The 21,863-nt window shown below is 44.0% G+C and carries 18 protein-coding genes; 11 read left to right on the top strand and 7 right to left on the bottom strand.

Annotated elements, in window-relative coordinates; genetic code table 11:
- Positions 1–151: 151 nt before the first annotated feature.
- The 8 genes from BACINT_RS19315 (at position 152) to BACINT_RS19280 (ending at position 7,026) form a co-directional block, all read left to right on the top strand.
- Positions 152–385, top strand: coding sequence for a YecH family metal-binding protein (locus BACINT_RS19315; protein ID WP_007666258.1), 234 nt, complete (start codon positions 152–154; stop codon positions 383–385).
- 262 nt (positions 386–647) lie between these two features.
- A complete protein-coding gene (coaW, locus tag BACINT_RS19310; protein ID WP_007666255.1) occupies positions 648–1,475 on the top strand; it encodes a type II pantothenate kinase in 828 nt (275 codons plus the stop codon).
- 579 nt (positions 1,476–2,054) lie between these two features.
- A complete protein-coding gene (gene rpsA, locus BACINT_RS19305) occupies positions 2,055–3,851 on the top strand; it encodes a 30S ribosomal protein S1 (RefSeq protein WP_007212914.1) in 1,797 nt (598 codons plus the stop codon).
- A 164-nt stretch (positions 3,852–4,015) separates the two neighbouring features.
- The gene (locus BACINT_RS19300) at positions 4,016–4,930 is read left to right on the top strand and encodes a ribonuclease Z (protein ID WP_044155372.1); all 915 of its coding nucleotides are present in this window, start codon (positions 4,016–4,018) and stop codon (positions 4,928–4,930) included.
- Between the two features lie 271 nt (positions 4,931–5,201).
- Complete coding sequence (locus BACINT_RS19295) at positions 5,202–5,522, top strand: T9SS type A sorting domain-containing protein (protein ID WP_007666249.1); 321 nt, start codon at positions 5,202–5,204, stop codon at positions 5,520–5,522.
- A gap of 20 nt (positions 5,523–5,542) precedes the next feature.
- Positions 5,543–6,097, top strand: coding sequence for an RNA polymerase sigma factor (locus tag BACINT_RS19290; RefSeq protein WP_007666246.1), 555 nt, complete (start codon positions 5,543–5,545; stop codon positions 6,095–6,097).
- Positions 6,098–6,145: 48 nt separating this feature from the next.
- Positions 6,146–6,520 carry a hypothetical protein gene (locus BACINT_RS19285; RefSeq protein ID WP_007666243.1) on the top strand — a complete coding sequence of 125 codons (375 nt, stop codon included), beginning with the start codon at positions 6,146–6,148 and terminating at the stop codon, positions 6,518–6,520.
- A 32-nt stretch (positions 6,521–6,552) separates the two neighbouring features.
- The gene (locus tag BACINT_RS19280) at positions 6,553–7,026 is read left to right on the top strand and encodes a hypothetical protein (RefSeq protein ID WP_007212921.1); all 474 of its coding nucleotides are present in this window, start codon (positions 6,553–6,555) and stop codon (positions 7,024–7,026) included.
- 154 nt (positions 7,027–7,180) lie between these two features.
- Here the strand turns inward: BACINT_RS19280 and mazG are convergent, their stop codons facing one another.
- Both mazG and BACINT_RS19270 read right to left on the bottom strand, forming a co-directional pair.
- Positions 7,181–7,969: a nucleoside triphosphate pyrophosphohydrolase gene (gene mazG / locus BACINT_RS19275; RefSeq protein ID WP_007666237.1), complete on the bottom strand. Its 789-nt coding sequence runs from the start codon at positions 7,967–7,969 to the stop codon at positions 7,181–7,183.
- A 12-nt stretch (positions 7,970–7,981) separates the two neighbouring features.
- Entirely contained in the window at positions 7,982–9,031 is a 1,050-nt protein-coding gene (locus BACINT_RS19270; protein ID WP_007666233.1) for a DUF3810 domain-containing protein, read from the bottom strand.
- Positions 9,032–9,151: 120 nt separating this feature from the next.
- Here BACINT_RS19270 and BACINT_RS19265 point away from each other — a divergent pair, with 120 nt between their 5' ends.
- Together BACINT_RS19265 and BACINT_RS19260 are read left to right on the top strand one after the other, a co-directional pair.
- On the top strand, positions 9,152–9,793 hold the full coding sequence (locus tag BACINT_RS19265) for a hypothetical protein (RefSeq protein ID WP_007666230.1): 642 nt from the start codon (positions 9,152–9,154) through the stop codon (positions 9,791–9,793).
- Between the two features lie 65 nt (positions 9,794–9,858).
- A complete protein-coding gene (locus BACINT_RS19260; protein WP_007666228.1) occupies positions 9,859–12,489 on the top strand; it encodes a valine--tRNA ligase in 2,631 nt (876 codons plus the stop codon).
- Between the two features lie 105 nt (positions 12,490–12,594).
- Here BACINT_RS19260 and BACINT_RS19255 read toward each other — a convergent pair whose 3' ends face one another.
- The 5 genes from BACINT_RS19255 to lnb all read right to left on the bottom strand — a co-directional run bounded on the left by BACINT_RS19255 (position 12,595) and on the right by lnb (position 20,663).
- On the bottom strand, positions 12,595–13,041 hold the full coding sequence (locus BACINT_RS19255) for a hypothetical protein (protein WP_007666226.1): 447 nt from the start codon (positions 13,039–13,041) through the stop codon (positions 12,595–12,597).
- 66 nt (positions 13,042–13,107) lie between these two features.
- Positions 13,108–14,217, bottom strand: coding sequence for a DUF6340 family protein (locus tag BACINT_RS19250; RefSeq protein WP_007666224.1), 1,110 nt, complete (start codon positions 14,215–14,217; stop codon positions 13,108–13,110).
- 173 nt (positions 14,218–14,390) lie between these two features.
- On the bottom strand, positions 14,391–17,687 hold the full coding sequence (secA, locus tag BACINT_RS19245) for a preprotein translocase subunit SecA (protein ID WP_007666222.1): 3,297 nt from the start codon (positions 17,685–17,687) through the stop codon (positions 14,391–14,393).
- Between the two features lie 189 nt (positions 17,688–17,876).
- Positions 17,877–19,445 (bottom strand): alkaline phosphatase family protein, encoded by a 1,569-nt coding sequence (locus BACINT_RS19240; RefSeq protein ID WP_007666220.1) that lies wholly within the window; start codon positions 19,443–19,445, stop codon positions 17,877–17,879.
- Positions 19,446–20,663 (bottom strand): lipoprotein N-acyltransferase Lnb, encoded by a 1,218-nt coding sequence (lnb, locus tag BACINT_RS19235; protein WP_007666217.1) that lies wholly within the window; start codon positions 20,661–20,663, stop codon positions 19,446–19,448.
- Between the two features lie 734 nt (positions 20,664–21,397).
- Here lnb and ndk point away from each other — a divergent pair.
- Positions 21,398–21,862 (top strand): nucleoside-diphosphate kinase, encoded by a 465-nt coding sequence (gene ndk, locus BACINT_RS19230; RefSeq protein WP_007666216.1) that lies wholly within the window; start codon positions 21,398–21,400, stop codon positions 21,860–21,862.
- Position 21,863: the final 1 nt, after the last annotated feature.

Raw genomic sequence — 21,863 nt, 5'->3', positions numbered from 1 at the left:
ACCTTTTCTATAAACGGAGAAACTTCCCGAAACGTATATCGGGAGGTAAAAAAGAGCTTTTAACTTTGCTTCTTTATTTTTTATAGGTTCGTGTCACAAATGTTACAACTTCAATCCGTGCTCTGTGCTATCTTTGCAGAAAAAATAGATTATGGAACAGTTACATGCTCATGAAGTCCTTCACATGATGGAAGGCAACAGTTATTCGGAATCGTCATTAAAAGAGGCAATCATCCAGAAATTCGGTGAGCATCAGCATTTCTATACTTGCTCGGCAGAAGATATGGATGCGGATAAATTGATAGAGTTTCTGAAAGCAAAAGGAAAATTCATGCCTGCTGCTGACGGATTTACGGTGGATATAACGAAGGTTTGCAGCCATTGATGCTGATACATTCGTCTTCTCCGTATCAAGTCCGTACCAAGTCCGTGTCAAGCCCAAGTAAAGGTACCTTTATACGGACCAGATACGGACTTGGTACGGACTTGACAGGGTTAAGATAGGGCTTTGGGACTGAAAAATGAAGCAGAGGAATCTGCTCTTCAAGATGAATTTCTCTAAATAGATGTGCGGAGCAAAAAAAATCTGAATACATGTTTGCAATAAAACAATTTGTACCTTTGTAGCCGAATACAATATTGAAACTATGGGAATTGTAATAGGAATAGACGTTGGTGGAAGTACTACAAAAATTGTAGGAATCAACGGAGAACAGATACAGTCACCGATGTTTATCACTGCGACTGATCCGGTTACTTCTTTGTTCGGGGCTTTCGGGAAGTATATTTATGATAACGGCATTCAGCTTTCGGATATAGAGCAAGTGATGCTGACAGGTGTGGGCAGTGCATTTGTAGATAGTCCATTGTATGGTTTACCCACGGATAAGGTCGATGAGTTTATAGCCAATGGGTTGGGTGCACGTCATGCCACAGATATTGACCAGTTGATTGTGGTAAGCATGGGAACGGGCACTTCTTTCGTAAGAATCAGCGGGGAGAAGATAGAACATATCGGTGGTATGGCTATTGGCGGAGGCACTTTGCAGGGGCTTTCCCGCTTGTTGCTGAAGACGCATGATTTCAGGCAGATTGCAGCCATTGCCGAGAAAGGCGACGTTACCCGCGTAAACTTACAGATCGGAGATATTTGCAATCGTCCTTTGCCGGATCTTCCGGTGCATGCCACTGCTTCTTTGTTCGGAAAGGCGGATAGCAACGCTTCGCAGGAAGATATTGCAAAAGGGATTATTTATATGGTACTGCAAACGATAGGTGGTGCAGCTGTGTTGTCTGCGCTGAATGGTCCTGTCAAAGATTTCGTCTTGATCGGTAATCTTACTAAATTTCCGCAATGCCATGAGGTTTTTCCAAATATGGAAAAGATATATGGGGTGCGTTTCCATATTCCACAGTATGCGGAATACAGGACGGCGATAGGGGCGGCGCTGGCGTATATCAGGAAGAATGCTTGAAATGTCTTATCTTTTGCAAATGACTCTCATGCTTTCCCTATTGTATCTCTTTCAGCGACTACTTCCCTTTCAAAAAAAACACCTGAATACTTGACTTCGGCTTTTCAATGTCGTATATTTGTATTCGTAATCTTAATTCAGATTCAACTTTAAATTAGCATAAGAGGAGGGACATTGTTTCTCCTCTATTTGTATCCTCCCTTTTCATTTCATTTGAAATGCCACATCTTAGCTTCCCGAATGCCACAACTCAATAAGTGAAATGCCATAGCTCAGCAGGTGAAACATGTGGCATTTGGGGGATTGACGTGTGGCATTTACTTCATTAACGTGTGGGATTTAGACCGTTTGTTTGTGGCAAACGCACCACCTACAGAACGTTTTTGCCTTGTTTCGTTCTCTATACAAAATAACTCGGTCGGAGTTCCCACTATTTTTATACGAGCCGGATGTAAAAATACCGAGAAATAACAGATGGAACTTTTTGCTCTTCAAGAAAATACTACTATCTTTGCGCCCGAATTTATGAGCTAATATAATGTCTCACTCAATTAATTATTAAACAACTTATTTTATTTAATGGAAAACTTAAAAAATGTAGCGCCTGTTGAAGACTTCAACTGGGATGCTTATGAAAATGGCGAAACCTTCGGTGGTGCCAGCCACGAAGAGTTGGAAAAGGCTTACGACAGTACGCTTAACAAAGTTAACGACCGTGAGGTAGTTGACGGAACTGTAATCGCGATGAACAAACGTGAAGTTGTTGTGAACATCGGTTACAAATCAGACGGTATCATTCCTTTGAATGAATTCCGCTACAATCCTGACTTGAAGATCGGCGATACTGTAGAAGTATACATCGAAAACCAGGAAGACAAAAAAGGACAGTTGGTTCTGTCTCACCGTAAAGCTCGCGCTACTCGCTCTTGGGATCGTGTGAACGCTGCTTTGGAAAACGAAGAAATTATCAAGGGTTACATCAAGTGCCGCACAAAGGGTGGTATGATCGTAGACGTATTCGGTATCGAAGCTTTCTTGCCGGGTTCTCAGATCGACGTGAAACCTATCCGCGACTACGATGTATTCGTTGGCAAAACTATGGAATTCAAGGTTGTTAAGATCAACCAGGAATTCAAGAACGTGGTTGTTTCTCACAAGGCTCTTATCGAAGCTGAACTGGAACAACAGAAGAAAGAAATTATCGGTAAACTTGAAAAAGGACAAGTTCTTGAGGGTACCGTTAAGAATATCACATCATACGGTGTATTCATCGACTTGGGTGGTGTAGACGGTTTGATTCACATCACTGACCTGTCTTGGGGCCGCGTAAGCGATCCGAAGGAAGTGGTTGAACTCGATCAGAAGCTCAACGTTGTTATCCTTGATTTCGACGATGAGAAGAAGCGTATCGCTCTCGGTCTGAAGCAACTCACTCCGCATCCTTGGGATGCTCTTAGCGCTGAACTGAAAGTTGGCGACAAGGTGAAGGGTAAAGTAGTGGTTATGGCTGACTACGGTGCATTCATCGAAATCGCTCCGGGCGTTGAAGGTTTGATCCACGTATCTGAAATGTCTTGGTCACAACACTTGCGTTCTGCACAAGACTTCATGAAGGTAGGTGACGAAGTTGAAGCTGTAGTTCTGACTCTGGACCGTGAAGAACGTAAGATGTCTTTGGGTATCAAACAACTGAAACAAGATCCGTGGGAAACTATCGAAGAGAAGTATCCTGTAGGTTCTAAGCACACTGCTAAGGTTCGTAACTTCACTAACTTCGGTGTATTTGTTGAAATCGAAGAAGGTGTTGACGGTTTGATCCACATCTCTGACCTGTCTTGGACTAAGAAAGTTAAGCATCCTTCTGAATTCACTCAGATCGGTGCAGACATCGAAGTTCAGGTACTGGAAATCGACAAAGAAAACCGTCGCTTGAGCCTTGGCCACAAGCAACTTGAAGAAAACCCCTGGGATGTATTCGAAACAGTATTCACTGTAGGTTCTGTACACGAAGGTACTATCATCGAAATGCTGGATAAGGGTGCTGTTGTTGCTCTGCCATACGGTGTAGAAGGTTTCGCTACTCCGAAACACCTCGTTAAGGAAGATGGTTCTCAGGCTCAGATGGATGAGAAACTGTCATTCAAGGTTATTGAGTTCAACAAAGATGCTAAGCGTATCATCCTTTCTCACAGCCGTATCTTCGAAGATGCTGCAAAGGCAGAAGAAAGAGCTGAAAAGAAGGCTGCTGGTAAGAAGCCGGCTGGCAATAAGAGAGAAGACGCTCCGGCTATTCAAAACCAGGCTGCTTCTACTACTTTGGGCGACATCGACGCTCTGGCTGCTTTGAAAGAGCAAATGGAAGCTGGAAAGAAGTAATCACTTCTATATAATAAATAAGGTAAAGGGTGCTTGTTATTACAGGTACCCTTTTCTTTTTTCATCATAGGGGACACGGAGGCCACGGAGTACTTCTTATCAAGCAGAAAAAACTCTATGTTCTCTGTGCCCTCTGTGGTGAATTTCCGTATCTTTGCAGTGTTATGGAGAAATTTGAATTACATATACTGGGCTGCGGCTCTGCGCTGCCTACTACCCGTCATTTTGCCACTTCGCAAGTGGTGAATGTGCGTGACAAACTTTATATGATAGACTGCGGAGAAGGATCGCAATTACAATTCCGCAAGTCCCGACTGAAGTTTTCCCGCTTGAATCATATTTTTATTTCTCATCTGCATGGAGATCACTGCTTTGGTTTGCTGGGATTGATATCCACGCTTAATCTGCTGGGGCGCACGGCTGAGTTACATATCCATTCACCGAAAGGGTTGGAAGCCCTATTTGTTCCGATGCTAAGTTTCTTTTGCCGGCAAATGACGTATCAGGTTCTTTTCCATGAGTTTGAGACGAAAGAACCTGGAATGATCTATGAAGATCGTTCTCTGACAGTGACTACCATTCCATTGCGTCATCGTATGCCTTGTTGTGGTTTTCTGTTTGCAGAGAAGCAGCGCCCCAATCATATCATTCGGGAGATGGTCGACTTCTATGAAGTGCCGGTATACGAGTTGAATAGGATAAAGAATGGGGAAGATTATGTGACTCCGGAAGGCAAAATCGTTTCCAATTCCTTATTGACGCGTCCGTCTGATCCACCGCGTAGTTATGCCTATTGTTCGGATACCATCTATATGCCTGAGATTGCAGAACAAATAAAAGGAGTAGATTTACTATTCCATGAGGCCACTTTTGCAAATGCGGATTTGCCTCGTGCCAAAGAAACTTTTCATACTACTGCTGCTCAGGCGGGAGAGATAGCCAAGGCAGCAGGAGTGAAAAAAATGGTGATCGGGCATTTCTCTGCCCGTTATGAGGATGAGAATATTTTGCTTAAAGAAGCTTCGGCTGTTTTCCCTGAGACGGTGCTGGCTAAGGAAACGCTGTGCCTAGAGGTATAATTTAGTGCATAGCACTAAATTAGTGACGGGCTACAAGTTACAAGTGCCTTTCGGTATGCTATTTATGGTTAAAACTATTTTAATTTATTCTTCTCTTAGGAGGGAAATAAAGCTACTTTCACGCTGCAAAGTACTTGTATCTTGTATCCCGTAGCTCGTAACTTAAATTAGCGGCATAGCCCCTAATTTATCATTTAACTGTCTGTTTTTTGTTTTATCGAACCGAATGCCGTATATTTGTACGGAATAATCTGAAAACATAGGCTTATAGATGAGAAAGTTACTCTACTGTTTTTTCTTTTTGTTGACTTTTTCGTCGCAGTCCGTGGCATGGGCGCAGGACGGTCGGAAGCAGGAAACGGCTCAGAAAGAGCAGCCGTCTTCTACTATTGTGCTGACTGTTTCGGTGGATAACCGGGTACGTGTGCAGAATGCAGAACCCGGCTCCCAGATGGAAGTCTACAATATTGTAGGCGTGAAACTTACCACGATACGCATTGACTCTACGGATGTCACCGTTCAGGTGAATTTGCCTAAAGGTTATTACATCTTTAAGATTGGGAATGTCGTGCGGAAAGTGGTAATCAAATAAACAAAACGGAATAGATACTTATGAATCCTTCCTATAATGAACGCGAAGTGCTGGAGCTTCTACAAGATGAAAGTACACAAAAGCGAGGGTTTGAGTTGATTGTTGCGCAATATAGCGAACAATTATACTGGCAGATCCGTCGTATGGTGCTTTTGCATGAAGATGCCAATGACTTACTTCAGAACACGTTCATTAAGGCATGGACCAATATCGATTATTTCCGTGGAGATGCGAAGCTTTCTACCTGGCTCTATCGCATCGCTTTGAATGAATGTTTGACTTTCCTAAATAAACAACGCGCTGTAACTACTGTTTCTATCGATGATGAAGATGCTTCTGCACTTCAGAAACTGGAAAGCGATCCCTATTTCTCCGGAGACCGAGCACAGAAGTCTCTACAGAAAGCATTGCTTACACTGCCGGAAAAGCAACGTATGGTATTCAACTTAAAGTATTACCAGGAAATGAAATACGAGGAGATGTCCGACATCTTCGGTACATCTGTCGGCGCTCTGAAAGCCTCTTATCATCATGCCGTGAAAAAAATCGAGAAGTTTTTGGAGGGAGAGCTTTAAACCTTTACCCCAAAACATAGTCTAACCTAACAGAGAGGAAAAAAGCTTATGAAAGAAGAAGATAACATATTGAAGAAGGTAGGGAAGGAAAATGTTTTCCGTGTTCCTGACGGATACTTTGAGAATCTTACTTCAGAGGTGATGAGCCGGCTTCCCGAAAAGGAAACACCTGCAATTATTAAGAGAGAACCTACGAAGTGGGAGAGAATTAAGCCATGGGTATATATGACTGCCATGTTTGCCGGTGCAGCATTGATTATCCGCGTTGCTTCTACTGACCGTACACCTGTTAACAACCGGATAGCGATGGACGAACCTGAAACCGAAGTTGTTTCTGATGAATATATCAGTGCTGTGCTGGATAATTCCATGCTGGATGATTATTCGCTGTATGTCTATCTCACAGACGCCGGTGCAGAGTGATGTGAGTAACAACTTAACTGTATGAGAAGAAAATGAAAAAGCTGATTGTTTTGTTTATTGTGATGTGCAGTTTCATCCCCTTGTCATGGGCTATGGACGGATGTAATCAACATTTGTCTCCTGACGAATTCCGCGCCAAGCAGAAAGCGTATATCACTGAGAAAGCCGGATTGACTAAGGAAGAAGCCGCTAAATTCTTTCCTGTTTATTTTGAATTACAGGATCGCAAAAAGCAACTGAATGATGAGGCATGGAACTTACTTCGAAAAGGAAGGGATGAAAAGACGACCGAAGCGCAATATAATGAGATTTTAGAAGGTGTATACGATGCTCGTATTGCTACCAACCGTCTGGAGAAAACTTACTATGAGAAGTTCAAGAAGATACTTTCGAACAAAAAGATATATTTAGTACAGCGTGCTGAAATGCGTTTTAACCGTGAGTTGCTGAAGGGGATGCATCATAAAGGTGGAGAACCTCAAAAACCGCAAGGAAAGAAAAAATAACAGAATATTAGGAGCTTCGGCTCCTTTTTTCGTCTATAGCCGATACATGCGGCTGCGAAGGCTTACACTTGCGGGAATGTAAGCCTTCACTTGTATAAGTGATGACCTTCGCAGCCGCAAGTGTGAATCTTCGCAGTCCTATGCATTTGAGTTTTTATTTTTCCAGCTTTTTAGCTTCGTTCCAGAGGACGTCCATCTCTTCCAGAGTCATATCATGCAAGTTTTTGCCTTCCTTGATGGTATGTGCTTCCAGATAATTAAAGCGGTTGATAAATTTCTGGTTAGTGTGCTCTAATGCATTATCCGGATTGATCTTGTAGAGGCGTGCGGCATTGATGAGGCTGAATAGTACATCCCCGAATTCGGCTTCTGCTTTGTCCTTATCCATATTGGCCACTTCTGTCTGAAACTCCTGGATTTCTTCTTTTACCTTATCCCATACTTGTTCCCGTTCTTCCCAGTCGAAGCCGACGTTGCGGGCTTTGTCCTGAATACGGTAAGCCTTGATGAGTGAAGGGAGGGCGGCAGGAACACCACTCAACACACTCTTGTTTCCACCTTTCTCTCTTAACTTTAGTTGTTCCCAGTTTTCGGAAACTTGTCCGGCAGTATCTGCTTTTACGTCACCGAACACATGGGGATGGCGGAAGATTAATTTCTCGCAAAGGTGATCGCATACATCTTTCATGTCAAAATCGCCTTTCTCGGAACCGATCTTTGCGTAGAAAGCTACGTGTAGCAAGACGTCTCCCAGCTCTTTGCAGATATCATTTTTATCGTCACGTATCAAGGCGTCACAAAGTTCATAAGTTTCTTCAATGGTGTTGGGACGCAGACTTTCGTTAGTCTGCTTGCGGTCCCAGGGACATTTCTCGCGGAGTTCGTCGAGTATGTCCAGGAAGCGTCCGAAGGCTTCCATCTGTTCTTTTCTTGTATGTAACATATCTTTATAGGGTTATTTATTGCAATGTGTATAATAGGATATAAGCAAACCGACTACTTCGGAGTAGTTCTTGCGGCCACTTTGTATCTTGTTTCCTTTCAGGTACAGGTCGTATATCCAGTCTTGTATATCTCCGATGAGTGGACTGTATTTTTCCGTCCAGTATTCCTGATTACTTTTAGCCAGTTCTATGATTTCGGGACGTATCCGGTTGAAGAGCTCTTTGTATTCTTCTTCATCCATCAGGCGGCGGGCATTGACAAGTACGTGTCCCAGCACTGAAAAGTATCCGCAGAAACGGATACCTCGCGCTTGCGAACGGGTACAGACCTGATAAGCGTAGAAGTTGGCTTCCGCTTCGCTGGAAATGCCCAATAAATGTGCCAGTTCATGCGCATACGTGGCAGGATACTGTGAAGGGAGCAGATCTCCATTCAAAGTAAATTCGCAGAAGAAAGGTCCCATGCTACCGGTGACGCCCACCATGGAAATCAGCGGAGTGAAAAGCATTGTCTTCACTCGTGGTGACTTATGGAAAGGATGATGTACACCCAGCGTATCACTGATCTGATTGTATCCGCGAACTGTTTCCCGGCGGATAAGGTCCTTGTTGATAGTGGTTACATCTACATACGATCCATTCAGTTTGTCAACGTAATCATCAACAAAGTTCCGGAAGTTTTCGGGAGTGTATGCGGTATAAGGAATCTTTGTCCGTTGGTAGAAATTGGGCTGTGAATAATTAAGTCCCCAAGTCAGATAGAACCAGACGTATATCCATAACAGATATTCAATATCATTCAGCAAGATGCGTTTCCATTTTTTCTTCTGAAAGCGGCGGGCATAGGCAGGGTAGAGGAGTACGCCCGCAATGCTGAGGGCTATGAATAAGTCGTCTATGGCAAAGGGAATGAGGCGGGAGAAAGACGAAAGAATATAAGCTATGACAGGATATACGCTGTGTGCATATATTTTTCCCATAGCCGGAATGAGCTGTGTGGTCCAGACTACTAACAAGAGTGTGCATAGCACGATATAACGAATCTTCAGCTTATATTTCATCGCAAATTTATTTGAAAGGCAAAAATATACATTTATTAAATGTCACGTAGGAAATTAGCTTTATATTTGCAAAAAAACTATTAATAAGCAACTTAAGTAACGACATTAGACACTGTAATTATGACTGATCAAAATGACATTGAACGCTATTGCCGTAATTGCGTTTCACGCGATTTCGTGAATGGCAGAGGACTGGTTTGCAAGCGTACCGGGGCTATTCCTGCATTTGTAGGTGAATGTGAAAGCTATCAGAAAGATGAAGAGCTGGAGAAAATGGCTCCCACTCCTAAGCCTGAAGATTATTCGGGATATGTAGACAGGGAAAAACTGTTGGCTGAGGAGAATTTACCGAAAGCTGTATTGTTCGGAGTGCTGGCATGCATTGCAGGTGCTGTGGCTTGGGCTTTGATTTCTATTTCTACCGGATATCAGATGGGATATATGGCCATTGGTGTCGGTTTCCTGGTAGGATTTGCGATGCGCCAGGGGAAAGGAATACGCCCAATATTCGGCATTATTGGTGCTGCTTTGGCGTTGATAAGCTGTGTGATGGGAGATTTCTTCTCTATCGTAGGTCTGGTGGCCAAAGAATATGAAGTCTCTTTTATGGACGTCCTTTTCGATGCCAGTTATAGTGAAGTGATGTCTGTGGTAATAGAAAATATGGCTTCCATGACAATCGTATTTTATGGAATTGCTCTTTATGAAGGTTATAAATTGTCGTTCTCTGCACAGAAAGCGCCGGAGGGTGGCAAGATTTGAATTTAATTTAGTAATTTTGCGCCCGTTATTCGCGATAAAATAAATTATATACAGATTTAAAAGATATGGAATTAGCAAGTAAGTACAACCCTGCTGACGTAGAGGGAAAGTGGTACCAATATTGGTTGGATCACAAATTATTCAGTTCAAAACCCGATGGTCGTGAGCCTTACACCATCGTCATTCCGCCCCCTAACGTCACCGGCGTGCTCCACATGGGACACATGCTTAATAATACCATTCAAGATATTCTGGTACGCCGTGCCCGTATGGAAGGTAAAAATGCCTGCTGGGTACCGGGTACTGACCACGCTTCTATCGCTACGGAAGCGAAGGTAGTAAATAAGCTGGCTGCACAAGGTATCAAGAAGACGGATCTTACTCGTGATGAATTCCTGAAGCATGCCTGGGAGTGGACAGATGAACATGGTGGCATCATCCTGAAGCAGCTGCGTAAACTCGGTGCTTCCTGTGATTGGGACCGCACCGCTTTCACTATGGACGAAAAGCGTAGCGAAAGTGTATTGAAAGTATTTGTAGACCTTTACAATAAGGGATTAATTTACCGTGGTGTACGTATGGTAAACTGGGATCCGAAGGCTTTGACTGCCCTTTCCGATGAAGAAGTTATCTACAAGGAAGAGCATGGTAAACTGTATTATCTGCGCTATAAAGTAGAAGGTGATGCGGAAGGACGTTATGCCGTGGTAGCTACTACCCGTCCTGAAACGATCATGGGTGATACCGCTATGTGTATCAATCCGAACGACCCGAAGAACGAATGGCTGAAAGGTAAGAAAGTAATCGTTCCTTTGGTAAATCGTGTTATCCCGGTGATTGAAGATGATTATGTGGATATTGAGTTCGGTACAGGTTGTCTGAAAGTAACTCCTGCGCATGATGTGAACGACTATATGCTGGGTGAAAAGTATAACTTGCCAAGCATCGATATCTTCAACGATAATGGTACATTGAGCGAGGCTGCCGGTCTTTATATCGGTATGGATCGCTTTGATGTTCGTAAACAGATTGAGAAAGACTTGGATGCTGCCGGTCTGTTGGATAAGGTGGAAGCCTATACCAATAAGGTAGGTTATTCCGAGCGTACCAACGTAGTTATAGAGCCGAAGCTTTCTATGCAGTGGTTCCTCAAGATGCAGCATTTTGCAGATATGGCATTGCCTCCTGTGATGAATGACGAGCTGAAATTCTATCCTGCCAAGTATAAGAATACCTATCGTTACTGGATGGAGAACATCAAAGACTGGTGTATCAGCCGTCAGTTGTGGTGGGGACATCGCATTCCGGCATACTTCCTTCCGGAAGGTGGATATGTGGTAGCAGCTACTGAAGAAGAAGCTCTGAAACTGGCAAAAGAGAAGACCGGTAATCCGGCCCTGACTATGGAAGACCTTCGTCAGGATGAAGACTGTCTGGATACTTGGTTCTCTTCCTGGTTGTGGCCCATCTCTTTGTTTGACGGTATTAATAATCCGGGTAATGAGGAAATCAGTTACTACTACCCGACAAGTGACCTGGTAACCGGTCCGGATATCATTTTCTTCTGGGTAGCCCGCATGATTATGGCAGGTTATGAATATGAAGGAAAGATGCCGTTCAAGAATGTGTACTTTACGGGTATCGTTCGTGACAAGTTGGGACGTAAGATGTCCAAGTCCCTCGGCAATTCTCCCGACCCGTTGGAACTGATTGAGAAGTTTGGTGCCGATGGTGTGCGTATGGGTATGATGCTGGCTGCTCCTGCCGGGAATGATATCTTGTTCGATGATGCCCTTTGTGAACAGGGACGTAACTTCTGTAACAAGATATGGAATGCTTACCGCTTGGTAAGTGGCTGGACAATTGATGACAGTCAGCCTGTACCGGAAGCAGCAAGACTGGCATCTTGCTGGTTTGAATCCAAGCAGAATGAGGTTGCTGCCGAGGTAGCTGACTTGTTTAGTAAATACCGTTTGAGCGAAGCTCTTATGGCTGTTTATAAATTATTCTGGGATGAATTCTCTTCCTGGTACCTCGAAATGATAAAGCCGGCTTATGGACAAGGTATCCACAGTTCAATTCATAGTGCTGCGATTTCTTATTTTGATAATCTGCTTCATTTGCTTCATCCGTTCATGCCGTTCATTACCGAAGAACTCTGGCAGCAGATGTATGAGCGCGAAGAAGGTGAAAGTCTTATGGTATGTCCTTTGACTATAAATACTTATGTAGATGCTGATACTATTCGGCAATTTGAAGTGGTGAAAGAGGTGATCAGTAACATTCGCTCTATCCGTTTGCAGAAGAATATAGCTCAAAAGGAACCGTTGACATTACAGGTAGTGGGTGAAAATCCGGTTGCTGAATTCAGTGCGGTGATCCTAAAGATGTGTAACCTTACAGCAATTGATGTAGTGGATGCTAAAACCGAGGGTGCTGCTTCATTCATGGTAGGAACTACGGAATATGCCGTACCTCTGGGTAATATGATTGATGTAGAAGCTGAAATAGCCCGTATGGAAGCTGAATTGAAGCACAAAGAAGGTTTCCTGCAAGGCGTCATGAAGAAGCTGAGCAATGAGAAATTTGTGAATAATGCTCCTGCCGCTGTCCTTGAACTGGAACGTAAGAAGCAGGCGGATGCGGAAAGCATTATCAACTCTCTGAAAGAGAGTATTGCTGCGCTGAAGAAATAAACCTTTTGGTCCGGGAGTTCTCCCGGATCTTTACTATAAAGGAATTAGCCCTTGCAATATTCAACTACTGCAAGGGCTAATTTATTTTTTATAATTCAAATGCTATTACTTTTCCAATAGTTCTTTCAGAAAAGAATCCAACTCTTCATCCAGACCTTTCAGTAGTTCTTCATTCACGAGCAATGTATCATCATCCATCAGCAATAACTCTGCAATTGTCTCCTTTTCATCATCCACTAATACGAAAGAGTAAGGTTTCAGAATGGCCAGTTTGTCGAAGTCACCGCCATTCTTCATGCTATTAAGTAATGTAGAAAGAATACGTTCTACATTTTCGTAGAAATCATCTCCATCATACGTCATCCATTCCTCGATAGAGGCACACGCCAGATACTCGTCTTCATCGTCGAATATAGACAGTTCGCCGGAATTCTGGTTAGCTTGCAGATGAATGTCGGTCACAATGGTTTGCTCGCAGCCGCAAGTGTATTTGCTGACTGCTTGTCTTATGGTCTTTTCTAAGAGTGATAAAGATGCTTGGCTCAGTTTCATAATAGGTATTTTTTCTTAATGGATGTTCAAAGGTATAAAAAAAATAATTACCCTTGCATCATTTGATTAAAAATCATTCTTAAATCGTTCCATTTGGACATTCAATCGTGTCATTCCCTCTTTTCGTTCTTGTAATTCATTTAAATAGCGGGTTACTGCAAAGTAGTTGGGAACGTCGCTGATGTCTATTCCTCCCTGCTCTTTTTTCTCTTCTATCTTGTCTATGTCGTATGCTTCTTTTTGCGCTTTTAATGCCCATTCTTCCGCTGCCTGAATGCTATCTTGCATTTCATATCCTAAAGCCACGTTATATGCCGCATACATTTTCTGTTTTCCCTTTTTCTTCTTCTCGTAAGTCTGTTTCCAAAGCTCAATGGCCTGTTGCCAGTTGTTTTCACGAACATAAACGGCTGCATCACGCATATTCACGGAACCGCTTGTAAACAGATAACGGGAAGATGTTTTCCAATGTGGCAGCATATACTTTACAGGCACGGTGCCGGCAAATTCAGAAGCTTCTTTCAGCATTTCTGTTTCACTGATGAGCCCTGCACCGGCCTGAGCTATGCTGGGGGCAGCATAATCCCAGAAAATACTATCGTTGGTATTGATTGTTACCATCGGGCCATTTCGGTTAGGCAGGTATACTTTTACGGTAGGGTATACCTTTACGTCTATGGTTCCGGCATAAACACCCCACTCGCGCAGGTATTCAATTTTGCGGAGAGAGCGTAGTTGTATATTTTCCAAAGCTATCAGGAAATCGACATCCAGGCTTTCGATAAGACTTTCCACTTCACTTTTACTGAGGGTACTTTCGCGGGGAATCATATCATTGGCCCGTAACATAGAATCGCAAATAACGACTTCGTCGAAATAGTTTTCGTTGGCAAGTGCTTCAGCCAGTGCCTCAGTGGTTATTTTAGAATTTCCGTTGAAGTATTTTGTTTTGCGGGCAATTTCCGTCTCATCTTTTTTCTTTTCATCCGTTTCTTCTACGATCAGCTTGTTGTCCGGGATGGATGGCATATTATTTACCACGGCTACACGTTTTAGGCTGGGCGGGAAGCTAACTTCTGCCGGCAGCATATAGTCGATGGATAATTGCTCTACGGTCTGACAACCGCCAAGTAGCAGAGCACAACAGATCCCTAAGAGATGCGAATACTTAGTCATAGGCTTGTTCTTTATCTAAGAATAACAAAAATACACTTTTGTATGGATATATAAAAGCCTCAAACAGATTTTAACCGTTTGAGGCTTTTATTAGTGATTGGGAGAGGGCGATAGAGTGATAAGCGATTAATGTTTGGTATACTTATCACTCTATCACCTTATCACTCCTCTCATTACATATTTTTTCCGTGACAGTTCTTATACTTCTTACCACTTCCACAAGGACAAGGATCATTACGTCCTACAGTTCTTTCCGCACGAATCGGTTCACGTTTCACTTGCTCACGTGTATCCTGTTGGGCGGCAGCCTGTTGATTCGGATCATTCAGTTCCTGTTTTTGTTCACGGTATTTGCTCATGTCCTGCTTCTGTTCGGGAGCAGCCTGCTGAATTTCCTGTGGCTCCTGTACCGGAATTTGTCCACGCATCAGGATAGAAACAGTCTGGTTGTTGATCTTATTAACCATTGTATCAAACAGATTGACAGACTCCAGCTTGTAAATCAATAACGGGTCTTTCTGTTCGTAGCTTGCATTCTGCACAGAATGTTTCAATTCATCCAACTCACGCAAGTTTTCTTTCCATGCCTCGTCAATGACGTGCAGCAAGATAGATTTTTCAAAAGCTTTCACTACCTCCTTACATTCGCTTTCGTAGGCGGCTTTCAGGCTGCAGGAGATATTGTACATACGCTTGCCATCTGTAATGGGGATAAGGATATTTTCATACATATGTCCCTGAGTCTCATACACCTGTTTGATAACCGGATAAGCAATCTGTGCCATGCGGTCAGTCTTGCGCTTGAACAGATCCATGGCTGCATTGAATGCTTCTTCTGCAAGTTTCTCTTTCTTCTCGTTACGGAACTGCTCTTCGTTGAACGGAGTTTCCATAGCGAGTGTTTGCAGGAAGTCCATTTTGCAGTTTTCGTAGTCGGGAGCTTCAACAGCAGCGGCAACACGATCCCAGATCATGTTCACGATGTCCATGCCGATACGCTCACCCATCAAGGCATGACGACGTTTGGTATACACAACGGTACGTTGTTTGTTCATTACGTCATCATATTCCAGCAAGCGTTTACGGATACCGAAGTTGTTTTCTTCCACCTTCTTCTGTGCACGCTCAATGGAGTTGGAGATCATCTTGTGCTCGATCATTTCACCTTCCTTGAAGCCGAGGCGGTCCATCACACCGGCAATGCGGTCGGAGGAGAACAGACGCATCAGGTCGTCTTCCAGTGACACGAAGAATACGGAAGAACCCGGGTCACCCTGACGTCCGGCACGTCCGCGCAACTGGCGGTCTACACGACGGGACTCATGGCGCTCCGTACCGATAATTGCCAAACCACCCGCAGCTTTCACTTCCGGGCTCAGCTTGATATCCGTACCACGACCGGCCATATTGGTAGCGATGGTCACAGTTCCACTCAAACCGGCTTTGGCAACGATGTCCGCTTCTTTCTGGTGCAACTTGGCATTCAACACGCTGTGCTCAATCTTGCGCATAGTCAACATCTTGCTCAGCATTTCGGAGATTTCTACAGATGTAGTACCCACCAAGACAGGGCGTCCGGCTTGTACCAACTGTTCGATTTCTTCGATGACTGCTTTATATTTCTCGCGTTTCGTCTTGTAAACGCGGTCGTTCATATCTTTACGGGCAATGGGGCGGTTGGTAGGAATCACCACTACATCCAGTTTGTAGATGTCCCAAAGTTCGCCTGCTTCCGTTTCGGCAGTACCGGTCATACCCGAGAGCTTGTGGTACATACGGAAGTAATTCTGCAACGTAATGGTGGCGAATGTCTGTGTGGCAGCTTCCACTTTTACGTTTTCCTTGGCTTCGATAGCCTGGTGCAGACCGTCGGAGTAGCGGCGACCTTCCATGATACGGCCTGTCTGCTCGTCTACAATTTTCACCTGACCGTCAATCACAACGTATTCATCGTCCTTCTCGAACATGGTATAAGCCTTCAACAGTTGGTTGATGGTATGAACCCGTTCGGATTTGATAGCATAATTTGTCAGCAACTCATCTTTCTTGGCCAGACGTTCCTCATCTGTCAAGTTGGTTTCGTTTTCCAGTTCAGACAGTTGTGCGGCTATATCAGGCAATACGAAGAGAGTAGGGTCTTCCGAATTTCCGGTAATCAGATCCACACCTTTATCTGTCAAATCTACGCTGTTCAGTTTTTCCTCGATGACGAAGTACAACGGGTCGGTTGCTTCGTGCATACGTTTGTTATTCTGTTCCATGTAGATTTCCTCGGTCTTCAGCATGCCTGCTTTGATCCCCTGTTCACTCAGATATTTGATCAGAGGCTTGTTCTTCGGCAAAGCCTTATGGCTGCGGAACAAGGCAAGGAAACCTTCTTCCTGTTCTTTTTTGTCATTGGAAGCAATGAGGCGTTTGGCATCGGCCAAGTATTGGGTAGCCAGTTTCTTCTGTGCTTCTACCAGACGTTCCACCAGTGGGCGGAGCTGTTCGAACAACTGATCTTCACCTTTAGGTACAGGGCCTGAAATGATCAACGGTGTACGGGCATCGTCAATCAATACGGAGTCCACCTCATCGACGATGGCATAATTGTGCCGACGTTGTACAAGGTCCTTCGGGCTGATAGCCATGTTATCACGCAGGTAGTCGAAACCGAATTCATTGTTCGTACCGAATGTGATATCTGCCATATAAGCTTTGCGACGTGCGTCAGAGTTCGGTTGATGCTTGTCGATACAATCCACACTTAAACCGTGGAACATGTAAAGAGGCCCCATCCACTCGGAGTCACGTTTAGACAGGTAGTCATTCACAGTTACTACATGCACACCGTTTCCGGTCAATGCATTCAGGAATACCGGGAGGGTAGCCACCAATGTCTTACCTTCGCCCGTTGCCATTTCGGCGATCTTACCTTTGTGCAATACCACACCACCGAATAACTGTACATCGTAGTGTACCATGTTCCAGGTAACTTCCGCACCACCGGCCAACCAGTGATTCTGATAGATAGCCTTATCATCCTCAATACGTACGAAGTCCTTCGTAGCAGCCAGATGACGGTCGAATTCAGTAGCTGTCACTACAATTTCTTCGTTTTCAGAGAAGCGCTTTGCTGTTTCTTTTACGATGGAGAAAGCTACAGGCAGTACTTCATCGAGTGCTTTTTCGTAGCATTCCAGTATTTCTTTCTCCAGTTTGTCTATCTGTGCGAAAACCTCTTCACGGTTTTCCAGTTCAATAGCTTCAATACCTGCCTTTAGTTCTTCTACCTTAGCGCGTTGCTCTGTAGCCGAATTGTGGATGTAGGTTTTCAGTTCTTCCGTCTTGGCGCGTAGGGCGTCGTTATCGAGTTTGGCAACTTCCGGGTAAGCGGCTTTGATTTTTTCCACCCACGGCTGAATTTCTTTCATGTCGCGTGCGGATTTATTGCCGAAAATCGAGCTTAAAAATTCATTAAATCCCATTATATATTTGTTTTTATTATTATTTACTTAATTAGTTCAGGCGTAACTTTACCTTAAATGCGGGTACAAAGTTACATTAAAATGCTGATTTACGAGAAGTTTACGAATTGTTTTTTGAGTAAAACACTCAACTTTCGATTCACTTCGTTAACATGTCACTTGATTTACCAAGTAAGATGTGTTTTCAGCTTAAAAGTTCAGTGGAATAGCTGTACAAGCGTTCGGGGCGCGGATGCGCATCGTACTTGACAGGGTAGGGGCTATGCGGGTAATATTGACAGGAACCCGTATGGTTTCGGGTTTTATACCACCACCCAGAAAGATGAGTGGAGCAGGCACATCTGCATGACGTACTACGCGGCTATCTGTGACATTTTCTTCCACGATAGTCCAGCCGGGCAACACGTCTATCAGCAGGTCACCTGAACGTTTACGATGGAAACCGTTGCGTGCCAGTTCAATCTGGGGCGACCAGGGGCCTAATAATAAGCGATGGGCGGAATAAGCCTCATTCACTCCGCTGAACTGTATCAGGAAGTCGGCGGATTTATTTTGTATCTCCGCTAAATTCAGTTGCTTATTCTCTATTAACTTATGGTTAAGATAAATCTGCTGGTTATAGTAGGTTTCTACGTATTGTCCTTCGCCATACGTAGCCATGAGATACATATTCAGCAAGGTAGCGCAGCGGTTCAGGTAGAATTCCCCACCCGGGATGCGGTACAGGCCCAAATCAGGTGCTTCCGGGTCGGCATATCCCGTAGATGCAATGCAGAAAATGACATTGTGCAAGCCTACTTTGCGGTCGATGAGGTCGAGTAGGAAGCCGATGCTGCGGTCCAAGCGTACATAAGTATCCTGCATTTCCATGGCACACTCCTGTGTGCTCTTATGGTTGTAGTTTCCTGCGTAATAAGTCAGTGCCAGCAAGTCCGGTATCTCATCTTTGGCAATCGTACTCTTTTCCAGAAGTTCCTCTGTGAGTAAGTTTACCTCATCATTGATGAAGGGACTGGTAATCAGCCGGCGGAATTTATTGATCCGTTCGCTGTCGAACTTATATTTAAAGGGTTGATCCCGCCATTCGGGCAGGAACGTATATCTATTTATAGGATGTATCGGTTCCCACACCATATCGCGGATGCGAAAATCGGGTGATTGCCGTTCATTGTATTGGCTCACCCACCATGGGAATTCGCTGTAATATGTAGTACTGCACCACTTACCGGTGTTTTCATTCAACCAGAACGCACCGTTTCCGGAGTGTCCGGCGGCAAGGATAGCTGCATCGCGCGAGGGGGCAATGGCATATACCATACCTTTGTTGCGGGTAGCTACTTTCAGTTCATCGGCTATGGTGGAAGTCAGTAATTGGGAAGGAGAGGAGCTCTCGTCGGTGAAGTTTCCCATAAAAGCGGGGTCGTCCACACAGTTCATCGGGCGCAATGTATTTGCATTCATCCATTGCTGGGAGATGATGCCGTTCATTGAGGGCGTCGTACCGCTGTAAATGGCGGCAATGGCAGAGGCGCGGTCTGTTCCGCTGAAGGGAAACTCGGTTTGATAGAAAACCTTGCCTTCGCGCATCAGTCTTTTGAACCCTTTTTCTCCGTACAGGGAAGAGAATGCTTCCATGTAGTCGGTGCGCAGCTGGTCAATCGTCAACGTTACCACTAATTTAGGAGTGGCAGGCAGCGGTTGGGCTTGCAGACCGGTGAAAGTTAATGCGAGTATGGAAGTTATCAGTCCCTTTTTCATTTATCTCTTTTTCGATGTCAAAATAAGATTGCTTGCTGAACGTACTAGCAAACAAAGTGCCAAAGGTAATACAGCTAAGTCAAATCTTTGCGGTATTATCGCCCAAAGCAGTATAAAAAGTGTTAAAACGATGAAATTAAGTACCATGTACCGACTTTTTTGTCGTTTTCTCACCTTATTTATCATCCACGGGAGACAAAATAGGTGCAACGGGTGGAATACAAACAGTAAATAGTTGGGGCTTACTGCCGGATGCTGGGAGAATAAGGCCAGGAAAGCAAGGATGCATCCGGCTATTCCGGCACAGAAGAACAAGATTAAATCCAGTCCCCAGAGGGTTTTCCGGCGTCGGATACCGTAGATAGTGGCGGCAGTTACCAGGATGAACAGCAGCAAGGCCGATTGCATCGGGGTAATACCACTGGAGCGGTGGTCGGCAGCTGTCAGTCCGGTTTCTACTATTTTCTCTTCAGAGGATATCAGCGGGCGTGCTTTTCCCTCTTTGTCTATGATTTGGGCTGTATTGAAGTACTCTTGTACATAGAAAGGGACGAACATCATCAGTCTTCGGTTGATAGGCTTGTCAGCTTCGCTACCCATGCACATATCCATGCCAAAACGTGACCAGGGATGCCCCTCACTGTATTTATGCAGTAAATCACGGAAAGAAACTCCCGTGTTATTGTCGGTCATATTGTCAGCATATTGCAGAGAACCGTCGATGGCTTTCTCTATTTGGTCGCGCGGTCGGGTGGCGCAGTTGTCGTAGAAGAAGTTGTAACGATACTCACGGTTTTCCGGGCGATAGTTTTCCTGAAGCAGATTAAACAAATGTTCCTTTTCGTCCGGAGTAAGGTTCAGTGTTTGTTGCCATACGTCCCGTCCCAGGTAGTTGTATTCGGCTACAAAGTGCTCGTAATTGGTAGCTCCTAACTGGTAGTCTGTCTCTCCTAAAGCGAAGCGGAGAATGAAGTTGGGAGCATTGAAATTGAACATGCCATAGTTGAAAACAGCGTCGATATTCCGGGTAAAGTTTTCGTAGCGGATGGCAGTATGCCCGAAAAGAGAATATATTTCTCCACCCGAGGCGCAGGTCAGCAGGCTGATGCGGATCGAATCGGTTATCTTTTCCCGCGGCGTTTGTTCTTGGGCAGTGGCTATGTGCGGGCAAAGAGAACAAAGTATGAAATATACGGAAATGAGTAGTTTTCGTTTCATGCTGCAAAATTAGGCAAAAAGACTGTAATCTTTTTCATTCTTACAGCAATTTCTTTAGTTTATCTTTGGCTGACGAGGCATTCCTTTATTTCTTAAGCATTTTTTATAGAGATTTATCTCTTTTCTGCTGACTCAATATCAGACCGGAAATTCAGGTGATTGGGAGGGATGATGAGTGGTTGTCTTAATCCAGCATACTTATTGTGGTATTTTTTTATAGTAAGCTTCATTGGCTGTCAACCTTGGTCAACAGGCTTATCAACGATGGTTGACGAGCTCATCAATCTTGGTTGATAAGCCTGTTGACCAAGGTTGACAGCTGATTGTTCCTAAGGATAAGCGAAATAATCCCTGATGTAAAGCAGGTGAATGCCTTGTTTATAGGACGAGACAAAGTGAGAGTAACGCCCTTACTCTCACTCTTAAAAGTTACTCTCACTCATACTTAATGTTTTTATTATTAATAATTTATCTTCAAAGTGATAGTAGTGGGAGTAAAATAATGCTAACTTTTTATTGTATCCTCTTCTAAAATATTAAAACGGGAAAGTTAACTTGTCAACTTTCCCTCAAAACCGAAAAGATATGAATCAATTCAACTCCTGATTCGTATTACTTAATTTATCCCTTTTTCCCTGATTTACATAAAAAAGACCCAACGAAGATCGTATTTCATGGAAAAGTAGTATTTTTGGAAAGAGTTGTTTTATAACTTTAAAAAAGAATCGACTATTATGATGGAGAAAACACTGGTCATTTTGAAACCATGCACCCTGCAAAGAGGGTTGGTAGGTGAGATCACAAATAGATTTGAACGCAAAGGCTTACGTTTAGCCGGTATGAAGATGGTGCAGCTGACGGATGAAATACTCAATGAGCATTATGCTCACTTAAGTGCAAAGCCGTTCTTTCAGCGTGTGAAGGATTCAATGATGGCATGCCCGGTCATTGTGTGTTGTTTTGAGGGAGTGGATGCGATTGGAGCTGTAAGAACACTGACAGGTCCCACCAACGGCAGGAAGGCTGCTCCCGGTACTATTCGTGGAGATTACAGCATGAGTTTCCAGGAGAATATAGTGCATGCCTCCGATTCGCTTGAAGCAGCAGAAGTGGAGTTGAAAAGATTTTTTAAACCAGAAGAAATATTTGAGTATAATCAAGCTGCATTCGACTTCCTTTACGCTAATGACGAATATTGAT

This window comes from Bacteroides intestinalis DSM 17393, assembly GCF_000172175.1.
Classification (GTDB): domain Bacteria; phylum Bacteroidota; class Bacteroidia; order Bacteroidales; family Bacteroidaceae; genus Bacteroides; species Bacteroides intestinalis.
Note: the sequence above shows the minus strand (reverse complement) of the source record. Positions and strands in the feature narration are given on the sequence as shown.